This window comes from Scytonema sp. UIC 10036 (assembly GCF_009725235.1).
In genome coordinates this window covers 1-10,885 of record NZ_WJFC01000315.1, presented here as the reverse complement: position 1 = coordinate 10,885, position 10,885 = coordinate 1, and the positions used below count along the sequence as shown (strand labels likewise).

The following is a 10,885-nucleotide window of genomic DNA, read 5'->3' as shown; positions in this document are numbered from 1 at the left end:
CCAGTGACCAACATAAGCCTTCTAGTCACTGGTCACTGGTCACTGGTCACTGGTCACTGGTTACTGGTTACTGGTCACTGGTCAAACGCTTATGTAGGAGAATCTGCCGCGAACGTCTCAGGAAAAAAGCATTCAGACAAGACTCTACTTTGTAGACTCGATACCCCACCTTAAAATAAAGGCGGCGGGCTTCGTAGTTATTTTCTAAAACGTGAAGATATAAATCTTGAAATCCCCAATTCAACGCTACTTTTTCACAAGCTAGAAGTAACCCTGATGCTGCTCCTTGTCTGCGATATGTAGGATGAACAGCAAGGTTGGATAAGTAAAGAACGCTCCTCGAAACTTCATTCCACGAATCATTGAATCTAACACCCATCTCTACTGTACCAACTAAATCATCCGCCCTATAGTTTGTCGTGTTAGCCGCGACCAAACAAAGGTGATGGGGAGCACTTGACGCAAGACGATGTCTTAAATCTTCATAAATACCCAAACGCAATATTGGAAAAAGCCATCCTAGAAGACCATTTTGGGAGTGAAAACTCTCAGCAATGATTTGGGCAACGCCAGTCAAATCAGCAGGTGTAGCTGCACGGATTTGAAACTTAGAGGGGGCGTTGGGAGCGGCGTCGGTAGCTGGCTGTTGTAATGACGAATGAAAAAACCAGGGTTTCAAAGCTAGTTTAATCTTGATTTTATGGAGTGTTACTGTTCTCAACTATCCTAAAACACCATCTAACCGAATAAGAGAATTTTAAGATTTCCGGTGAATTTAAGATCGGACTGCAGGTAATATAAGGAGTATTGTGGCAGTTTGCCCGTGTTGATTGTTAAATTGGAGTTAAGTATTTGTCTGATAGTATACTTTGATTTTTCCCCGTATTGTAGTAATATTACAAACTCTACCACGCTCGCCATAAATAAAATTTACTGAAAAATGTTAGCAATGGTGCTGTGGCGGGAAAACTTAAGTATGCAGCCTCACTAGATGGATTTTTTCACCCACTCCTGAAAGCTGCATAGTGGTGTTTAACGATTCTCGCCGGAGGTGAGGGATAGAGTTGGCAAGAATTCAATGATTCTGTAAGACTAAAGGTTACCCATCTACCTCACTCGGAGTGCATCCCTTGTAAATGGTAATCCATACCAGCAATTGAGGCAATTGGCTGTGAACAAACTTTCCTCCGCTCAGCAGTTACGTAGGCAAATGGCCCTACCACTTAAAATGCTCTGCTTTCACCTGACTCTGACATATAACTACCCGATCGGATTATTATTTATGCGTCTGCCGTTGCAGCAGGAAAGCGGTGCATGAAATCCCAAGCAAACAGTAAACCCACTATTTTGGTTGTTGACGACGAACCCGACAACCTTGATTTGCTATATCGTACCTTTTATCGAGACTATAGGGTACTGAGAGCGAACTCTGGTCCAGCAGCACTAGAACTGTTGGCAAAAGAAGAAGATGTGTCAGTCATCATCTCCGATCAACGAATGCCAATGATGAGTGGTACAGAATTTCTGAGTTTAACAGCAACTCAATATCCAGATATTATTCGGATTATTTTAACTGGCTACACCGATGTCGAAGATTTGGTGGAAGCAATCAATGCCGGTAAGGTATTTAAATATGTCACTAAACCGTGGGAAGCCGAAGAACTGAAAACATTGGTACGCCAAGCTTTGGATACCCACAATGTTTTGAAAGCCCGAACCCGCGAATTAACCCGTACCCTCCGCCAAGAGTCGCTGCTGAACACGGTTACCAATACGATTCGTAGCGCTCTAGATTATCGGCAAATTTTACAAGCAATTGTAGATACTGTAGGTCATATGTTGGAAGTAGACGTGTGTCTTTTACGTCCCTTTCAAGATAACCAACTGGTGAATGAAGAATTTATTATCAGAAAGTCGTGGAAGGGAGGGGACACGGAAGACAAGGGGGACACGGAAGACAGGGGGACACGAAGATACAGTAGAACTTTTTACCTTGTCTACCTTATCTTCCCATCTCCCCCTCCCCTGTCTGCCTCTCCCTCCTCTCCCAAACACTATGGGAAACTCGTGAAGTTCAAGTTATTAATCAAGTAGCTACTGACGATCGCATTCAAGGCGATAGTCACGAATTGAAAAGTCGTGCAACAGCTTTTGCTGAGGCTGAAATTTGCTCTAGCTTGATAGTACCGCTCATCTGCCGACAAGAACTGATGGCTGTACTCGCCCTGCACCAGTGCAAAACCCCCCGCATTTGGGAGGAAGACGAGGTGCAGTTAGTCATGATGGTAGCAGATCAAGCAGCGTTAGCTCTTTCTCAAGCCTATGCTTACGAGCAAGTTCGCGCTTTGGCAAAGCGGGAATCTCTGATTAATACAATTACCAGTGCGATTCGCTCTAGCTTAGATCCTCAAGAGATTTTTGCTGCTATTACCCAACAATTGGGACAAGCTTTACAAGTGGACGGTTGTGTTCTGTCTTTATGGACGGAGGAAGATGAATTTGTTCAACGTGTGGGTTTGTATGACAGTTTTCAAAACACTTTATTAAGTGAAAATTCTAGCAAGTACGAGCAGAACGGGAAGCACGAGTTACCCATATCTCAATCGCCTATTAAAGAAAATCTTATTCTACAAGAAATATTGCGGACACAAGAACCAATTGCGATCGCCGATATGAACCAATGTCCGCCGGAAATCAGAGGATTCGATTTGCCATTGCGACTCCCAGCCCGCTCGCTATTAGTAGTTCCTTTACTAGCTGATGGTAAAATCACAGGAAGTATTACCTTGCGTGAAAATCACAGGGCAAGGCAATGGCTGCCATCAGAAATAGATTTGGCGAAAGCCGTCGCGTCTCAAGCAGCTATTGCCGTACAGCAATCACGCCTCTATCAAAAAACGCGCGATCAAGCTGAGCGCTTGCTGGAATTAGATAGACAAAAAACTGAATTTTTTCAAAACATTTCTCACGAGTTCCGCACTCCCATAACTTTAATTCAGGGACCCTTGGAGGCTGCAGTTGCTTCAAAAGAAGGGCTGTCTTACTCACAAAGTGCGATCGCATTGCGTAACTCCCGTCGTTTGTTGCGGCTCGTCAATCAATTGCTAGATTTACAAAGATTGGATGCAGGTAGAATGCAACCCGGTTTCCGACCTTGTAATTTAGCGGAATTTGTCAATCAAATTATAGAATCGTTTCGCCCCTATTGTGAAAAAAAAGGATTGCATCTGCTCAGTCAGCTAGAAGATTGCCCTACAGTCTATTTAGATATGGAAAAATTTGACAAAGTGGTGTATAATCTCTTGTCAAATGCAATGAAATTTACTCCAAATAGCGGCACGATCGCTGTCACCGTGCGCTCGATAGGAAACCGATGTTTGTTGCAGGTACAAGATACCGGAATTGGTATTGTTAAAGAGCAAATTCCCTATCTATTTGACCGTTTCCGTCAAGCAGAAGGTTCAGAGAATCGCTCTTATGAGGGAAGTGGTTTGGGTTTGGCTCTTGTTAAAGAATTGGTGGAACTCCATGGTGGTGAAGTTGCTGTTCAATCAGTGTATGGAAAAGGAACAACCTTCACCGTCTCCCTGATTCCCGGTAGTACGCATTTAAACGTTGAGCAAGTTCTGGAAACACCATGTGAGTTGAATATAAGTCGCGCTAGCGTAGAGTTAGCAGACTTGGAACTCATAGAAGAAGAAACAGGGAATTGGGGACAAGGAACCTGGGAAGATGAGAAAGCCGCCACAGCGAATTCTTCTAACACCCCCAAAGCATCTGTCTTAGTAGTAGACGATAATCCAGATTTGCGAACATACGTATCAAGTATTCTACGTGCTCATGGCTATCAAGTACGTACAGCCCGTAACGGTTTAGAAGGTTTGCGGATTGCGAGAGAATTTATACCGCAATTGATTATTAGCGATTTGATGATGCCTGTAATATCCGGATTGGAAATGATTCGGGAAATCCGCAATGAGGAGAAGTTAAAAGGGATACCCATCATCTTACTAACGGCAAAAGTTGATGAAGAAACTCGGATTGAAGGTACAGAACGCGGTGCAGATGCTTATTTGGCAAAGCCGTTTAATGACCGAGAACTTCTGGCAGAGGTTAGGAATCTTTTAGCCCTAAAAGAAAACGAACGGCGGGTTTTAGAGTTGAATACTTATTTGACAGAATCAGTACTAAAGCGGTTTTTACCAACAGTTTTAGTACAAAAAGCAGCCGTAGGAGAACTCGTTTTAGATTTACGACCAGAACCTCGTTTAATTACAGTTTTATTCAGTGACATTGTCGGTTTTACGCAACTATCAAATACTTTAAGATCGCGCAAAGTAGCAGAATTATTAAATGAATATTTAGAAGAAATGACACGAGCCGTATTTAACAACGGCGGTACAGTAGATAAGTTTATGGGAGATGCCATATTAGCTCTATTTGGAGCACCAGAAGAACTCACACCCAACGAGCAAGTACGACGCTCTATTAATACAGCTAGAGCCATGCTGCGATCGCTCTCACAATTAAACAAACGTTGGACAGAGCAAGGCGTTTTTGACAGTGACGGACGTACTGGCGTTCAGTTTCGCTGCGGTATCCATCAAGGTACAGCAGTTGTGGGAATGTTTGGCAGTTCCGAACGCGCCGATTACACAGCCATCGGTCCCAGTGTAAACATTGCAGCCCGATTGCAACAAGCAGCTATTCCCGGCACTATACTAGTTTCTGCAGCCGTAGCAGATTATTTGCAAGATGAAGAAATTACCAAATGCAGTCCCTTAGAACTCAAAGGAGTCGATGAAACAGTTCTTACCTTCTCCGTAACACCAGAAGTTGTAGCTAATAGATAATGGCTAATGGCTAATGGCTAATGGCTAATGGCTAATGGTGATTAACAATCAATACTTGTCGGTTAAGCCGAAAAATACGAAAACACGTAGGTTGGGGAGCCAGCCCTGATAGCGAAGCGCCAGTTATATTATCTATGAGCGTAAGGTGGGCAATGCCCATTAATCGATAATGGTTAGTGGTTAGTATGAAAAATAACGACTAACGACTAACCACTATCTAATAACAACTCATAAACATGACACAACCTGTAGCTGACCAAACTCCAACACCAGAAAGAACCTACAGGCGACATACCGATCCACCTGGGTTGTGGATTGCTGTCGCCTTAAGTTCTATAAGCCTGCACATGCTGCTATTTTGGCTGTTGCGATCGCACGGGTTAAGCCTTTTGCAAACCAACTCTTCTAATGCTATACCTGTAGAATTTATAACGATTTCGGCAAAACAAACTCCAACAAAAGCTTCACCAAAAAGACAACCAGCAGCGCAAAAACCTCTCTCAGTCAAGCCACCAAAGCAAGTAGCTCCAAAGACTTCAGCAGTTAAATCTTCTCCTATTGAAGACAGAAATGCTATTGCTTTTACAAAGACTCCACAACCCTCAATAAATGAGGACGTTAAACCTAAAAACCCAAAAACTCAACCTAAAGTTGCTGTAGAGCCGGAACCAACACCTCCGCCAGTCCCAGAGCCAACAGATCCAATTCCTCCAGAGGCGCAAGAACCAGAACCAACTCCTTCACCTGATACTCCCAGTGACGAGCAACCAGAACCAACTCCTTCACCTGACATTACAGAGACTCCAGAACCAGAAACTTCTCCATCATCTAGCCCAGGTTTTGAAGACCAACAGCCGGAGCCTAGTTCTTCACCCAATCCCGACGAGGAAAATACTGATACAACTTCTCAAGAGCCAAAAAATCAAGAGAATAGCGATCGCGCTTTTAATCCACAAAATAACACGACCGATTCTAGCAACCCCAATCCCTCAGCAAGTGAGACTAGCTTACCAGAAAATCTTCCCAAAACAGAAGGTGAAGTGGTTCCAGGCAAAGAAACGCCATTGGCTTCTTTAGCTCAACCAATCCAACCACCAAAACAATCATCACCCAATACACAACAAGGAGGAATCGGGATTGGGAGTTGGGAGATAGAAACAGGTGGCGTACAAAAAGACATTCCAGAAAACTTAGCTCAACCCATAGGAAATATTAGGCAGAAAGAATTAAACATTTCACCTAACGAAGAACCTACACCCGGACCTATAACCTTCCAAGCCTCTTTAATTATTGACAGCAGTGGCAATCTTACAGATGTTTACATACCTCCAGAGATTTCAGAACCTCTAAGCAGCCGATACCGAGAGTATGCGCTCTTACTTTTCAAAGACCAAAAATTTATTCCTGCAAGCAGCAATGGAAAAAAGCCTCCTCTCAGCAATCTTGTTGTACGCATCACAATACAGCCCAAAATCAGTGACCAGTGACCAGTGACCACCAACAACTAACAACTAACAACTAACCACCAACCACTTGTCATTTCACAAACATTGTGTTATGTTTAAATAGTTGGAAATTTGCGGGCATAGTTTAGTGGTAAAACCATAGCCTTCCAAGCTATTGATGCGAGTTCGATTCTCGCTGCCCGCTTGGGATTCAGGGTTAATGTTTCATAGGAATAAAGCGATCGCTATGAGTGAATCGCAGAGCTTATTTGTGGAAATCACAAGCACTACAAAAAGAAGAGTGAGCATCGCTCACCCCACCACACACTGAATAACTTGCTTCATTGCTAATAATTACAACAAGCGGATAAGATTCTTAACCAAATTTACCACTGACGTATTCTCTAGTGGCTTGTTGTTGTGGATCTTGGAAGATTGATTCCGTGCGATCGTATTCCACAAGATAACCTGTACGACCTCCCTTTTCAGAGGTTTGGACGTTGAAAAATGCAGTGAGATCGGAGACACGTGAAGCTTGTTGCATATTGTGGGTCACAATAATAATTGTGTACCGTTCTTTGAGTTCGTGAATCAAGTCCTCAACACGCAAGGTAGAAATGGGGTCAAGTGCAGAACAAGGTTCGTCCATGAGAATGACTTCAGGCTGAACTGCGATCGCACGAGCAATACACAGACGCTGCTGTTGTCCGCCGGAAAGAGACAATCCGCTTTGTCGCAGTTTATCCTTGACTTCATCCCATAAAGCTGCTTGTTTGAGCGAGCGTTCCACAAGTTCATCCATATCTCCTTTGTATCCGTTCAACCGAGGACCAAAGGCAATATTGTCATAAATTGATTTTGGAAATGGGTTTGGTTTTTGAAATACCATCCCAATTCGCCGACGGACTACAACAGGATCGATATGAGGTGCATACAAGTCCTCACCCTGATAGAATACTTTTCCTTCGGCTCGAAAAGTTTCAATTAGGTCATTGAGGCGGTTGTAGCAACGCAGTAAGGTACTTTTACCACATCCAGAAGGACCGATAAAAGCAACTACCTTATTTCTGGGAACATCAAGCCAAATATCGCGTACTGCCAAAAAATTACCGTAGTATACATTAAGCCCTTCTGTACGGAAAACGGTTCCCGTTTGATTTTCGCTTCTAACGTTAGTTGTCATAGAATTTTCCGAGGATTGAATCTTAGAGTCATAAAACTATGCTTGCTTAGCGGCGTTCGCGAGTTGCCAAACGAGCAATAATGCTTGTGACCAAAACTAACAACACTAAGATAAGAGATGCTGCCCAAGCCAGCGATTGCCAGTTCTTGAAGGGAGCAATTGCAAAGTTAAACACCAAAACTGCCAGAGACGCAGTGGGTTGAAATAAAGTACTTGGCCAAAACTGAGAAAATAGAGCGGTAAATAGCAGGGGAGCTGTTTCCCCGGCAGCACGAGCGATCGCTAGAGTTGCGCCTGTTACAATAGCCGGTACAGCTGCGGGTACGACGACCCAAGAAACTGTTTGAAAGTTAGTTGCTCCCAAACCCACAGCTGCTTGTCGCAAATCTTTTGATACCAGTTGCAAAGCTTCATCAGTTGTTCGCACAATAATTGGCAACATGAGAATTGACAACGCTGCGCCACCAGCGACTGCTGAAAAACCACCTGTTGTTGCGACAACGATACCGTAAGCAAAAACCCCAGCAATGATAGAGGGAACTCCACTCAGAACGTTAGTAGCAAAGCGAATCCAGCGTGAGAGTTTACCAGTACTAAATTCTGTCAAATAAATAGCTGCCAAGACTCCAAATGGAACACTGATTAAAGCGGCAATGCCCACCATAATGAGCGTTCCCACAATCGCATTCCCAAAACCGCCACCCTTCACTAAAGGTGGTGGTGGTAATTTCGTGAACAAATCGAGACTGAGACTGCTGAAGCCTTGTAGGAGAACGTAAGTCAATACTGCTAGCAAAGGCAAAAGAGCCAATATCCCGCACAAAAATGCTACACCAGTCATCACCGAACTAAAAAGTGTCCGGGGAGACATGGGAACGCGAGCTAAGTTGCCAGTAAACCCTCCACCGGGCTGGTTTGGAACAGTTGCCATATTTTAAATACACTCACTTTCTACAGTCGCTTCACTCTTAAAACAATAAGCTCTGCCAGAATGTTAACTATCAGAGTTAATACGAACAGAACTAGCGCTGCATACATTAGAGCGCTGACTTGCAAACCACTTGCCTCTGCAAATTGATTTGCCAGTAGCGAAGAAATTGTATTGGATGGTGCAAACAACGAAGGGCTAATCGTGTTAGCGTTACCAATAATCATTGTGACAGCCATAGTTTCGCCCATTGCCCGACCGAGTGCCAGCATGACTGCACTGACGATACCAGAGAATGCAGCAGGAATGAGAACTTTAAAAATAGTTTCCCATCGAGTTGCCCCCAGCCCTACAGCTGCTTGACGCAAACTAGAGGGTACGGCAATTAAAGCATCGCGGGATATAGCTGTAATGATTGGCAGAACCATAATTGCCAAGATAACACCGGCTGGTAATAATCCCGGACCTGTAGGAACAGTGCTAAACAATGGAATCCACCCAAAGTTAGCATTCAACCATTTTCCAATACCTGTCAATATAGGGATGAGCACAAAAATTGCCCAAACTCCATAAACAACGCTAGGAATCGCTGCTAACAGTTCTACTAAAAAAACTATGACTGTTTTTACAGGCAATGGTAACAAACTTTCGCTCAACAACACAGCCGTACCAACACCAATTGGAACCGCTATCAGCAGACCGATGAAAGCACTCATCAAAGTCCCGTAGATTTGCGGTAGCACTCCGTAGTCATTTGTGACAGGGTTCCAAGCGCTTTTTGCTAAAAAACCAAGACCAAATTCTTGCATCGCAGGTCCCGCCTGAATAGCAACCTGAACTGCTATCCACAATAGAAGTGCAGCGACTGCTATTGCAAAAATCCGAGTTAACCAAATAAAGCCGTTATCTATTGATTTTTCAACTTGAGAGCGAGGTTGAATAGTAGATTGATGACTCTCAGCTTGCGTATTCATCTCATGATTTCACTCATTGACAGAAAAAAAAGTGGGAGCGAACCGCGTAAAAATCAAAGTTTTAATTTTACGCCCCAAACAAGGTAACACTTAAAACTATTTCAGCGGTTCTGCTTGTGTTTATGAAATGGGTGACGGCGAACTTAAAAATCTGTAAGTGTTGAAATGCCTATTTGCTAGTGCTAGCCGCAGTTGTACTGCCAGCCGCACCCCCTGCTATCTTGTAATCGGGGCTAATGGCATCGGCTGCAGCTGCCACTTTTTGCACTACAGGTTGAGGAAGAGGAACATATCCCAGTTCTGGAGCCAATTTTTGACCTTCCGTTAAGCCATATTCAATCATGGCTTCAACTGCCTTGGCTTTTGCTGCGTCAGGATATTTCTTATAAGCCAAAATCCAGCTGTAAGTTACGATGGGATAAGATTCTGCGCCTTCTGGATCTGTAATAAAAGCGCGGAGATTTTCTGGTAATGTAACGGATTCAAGAGTTTTCGCTGCTGATGCATCTGAAGGCACAACAAATTGCCCTGCCTTATTCTGTAAGGACGCAAATTTCAGACCGTTTTGTTTGGCGTAGCCATATTCAACGTAACCAATTGCACCTTCTGTTTGTTGTACCTGGGCAGTTACACCTTCATTACCTTTAGCACCTACCCCTGAAGGCCAACTCACAGTTTTACCACTACCCACTTTGGATTTCCATTCTGGACTCACTGTGCTTAAGTGCTCGGTGAAAACGCCTGTAGTACCGCTACCATCTGAGCGGTGTACGATGGTAATTGGTGTATTGGGTAGGTTAACACCAGAGTTGGCAGCAGTAATTTTAGGATCGTTCCAGGTCTTGATGTTACCTAGGAAAATATTGGTATAAACTTCTCGAGGTAGTTGTATCGGCTTGTCTACTCCCGGTAGGTTGTATGCTACTACGATGCTACCAGCAGTCATGGGTAGTAACAGAACACCTCTGTCTACCTTCTTAATTTCTTCATCCTTCATAGCAACGTCGCTAGCACCGAAATCCACTGTGCCTTTGATAAATTGCTCTACACCCGCACCACTACCAACTGACTGATAGTTAACTTGCAGGCTGGGATATTTCTGATTTAATCCTTGAAACCAAGCGGTGTACAAAGGTGCTGGGAAAGATGCTCCAGCACCAGTTAAAGATACATTACCACCTAAATCGAGTTTTCCAGGTGCGGTAGCAGTCGTATTTGTAGCAGTGCCAGTATTCTCACTGGTGTTGCTACCAGTTTGGGCTTGCTGTTCTCCACCACCACAAGCAGCTAAGCTTAGGGTAAGTGCAAATACTGAAGCTGTTCTCGTTAGGCGAGAAGAATTAACGACAGGGTAACGGAAAAGCATGGACATGTAGTTTTACTAATTTTCCAGCTAAGCGTTTATACTATACAGCTGTATAGTAAAGAAAAGGTTAACATAGCTGAGGGTAACGATTTTAGTTTAATTTATCTCAGAAAAATTAACATTCTTTACTAATAAC

At 43.7% G+C, this 10,885-nt stretch carries 6 protein-coding genes, 1 tRNA gene and 1 pseudogene; 3 read left to right on the top strand and 5 right to left on the bottom strand.

What is annotated here, in order from left to right; genetic code table 11:
• Positions 1-67 precede the first annotated feature (67 nt).
• Positions 68-679: a GNAT family N-acetyltransferase gene (locus F7734_RS58405; RefSeq protein ID WP_207714465.1), complete on the bottom strand. Its 612-nt coding sequence runs from the start codon at positions 677-679 to the stop codon at positions 68-70.
• Between the two features lie 635 nt (positions 680-1,314).
• Here F7734_RS58405 and F7734_RS58400 point away from each other — a divergent pair.
• From F7734_RS58400 to F7734_RS58385, 3 genes and pseudogenes are all read left to right on the top strand, one after another.
• Positions 1,315-4,853 (top strand): annotated as a pseudogene (locus F7734_RS58400) (response regulator).
• Positions 4,854-5,089: 236 nt separating this feature from the next.
• Positions 5,090-6,340 carry a hypothetical protein gene (locus F7734_RS61510; protein WP_166482807.1) on the top strand — a complete coding sequence of 417 codons (1,251 nt, stop codon included), beginning with the start codon at positions 5,090-5,092 and terminating at the stop codon, positions 6,338-6,340.
• A gap of 92 nt (positions 6,341-6,432) precedes the next feature.
• Positions 6,433-6,503: transfer RNA gene (locus tag F7734_RS58385), tRNA-Gly, on the top strand.
• A gap of 171 nt (positions 6,504-6,674) precedes the next feature.
• Here F7734_RS58385 and pstB read toward each other — a convergent pair.
• The 4 genes from pstB to pstS form a co-directional block, all read right to left on the bottom strand.
• Complete coding sequence (gene pstB, locus F7734_RS58380) at positions 6,675-7,481, bottom strand: phosphate ABC transporter ATP-binding protein PstB (RefSeq protein ID WP_155753298.1); 807 nt, start codon at positions 7,479-7,481, stop codon at positions 6,675-6,677.
• A gap of 46 nt (positions 7,482-7,527) precedes the next feature.
• Positions 7,528-8,412 (bottom strand): phosphate ABC transporter permease PstA, encoded by an 885-nt coding sequence (gene pstA, locus F7734_RS58375; RefSeq protein ID WP_155753296.1) that lies wholly within the window; start codon positions 8,410-8,412, stop codon positions 7,528-7,530.
• Positions 8,413-8,432: 20 nt separating this feature from the next.
• On the bottom strand, positions 8,433-9,383 hold the full coding sequence (gene pstC, locus F7734_RS58370; RefSeq protein WP_155753294.1) for a phosphate ABC transporter permease subunit PstC: 951 nt from the start codon (positions 9,381-9,383) through the stop codon (positions 8,433-8,435).
• Positions 9,384-9,552: 169 nt separating this feature from the next.
• Positions 9,553-10,749, bottom strand: a complete 1,197-nt coding sequence (gene pstS / locus F7734_RS58365; protein WP_155753292.1) for a phosphate ABC transporter substrate-binding protein PstS — start codon at positions 10,747-10,749, stop codon at positions 9,553-9,555.
• Positions 10,750-10,885: the final 136 nt, after the last annotated feature.

Bases quoted from the DNA above. Each gene is read 5' to 3' on its own strand.
- F7734_RS61510 (WP_166482807.1), top strand. From the start codon at position 5,090: ATGACACAACCTGTAGCTGACCAAACTCCAACACCAGAAAGAACCTAC.
- pstB (WP_155753298.1), bottom strand. From the start codon at position 7,481: ATGACAACTAACGTTAGAAGCGAAAATCAAACGGGAACCGTTTTCCGT.
- pstS (WP_155753292.1), bottom strand. From the start codon at position 10,749: ATGCTTTTCCGTTACCCTGTCGTTAATTCTTCTCGCCTAACGAGAACA.
- pstA (WP_155753296.1), bottom strand. From the start codon at position 8,412: ATGGCAACTGTTCCAAACCAGCCCGGTGGAGGGTTTACTGGCAACTTA.
- pstC (WP_155753294.1), bottom strand. From the start codon at position 9,383: ATGAATACGCAAGCTGAGAGTCATCAATCTACTATTCAACCTCGCTCT.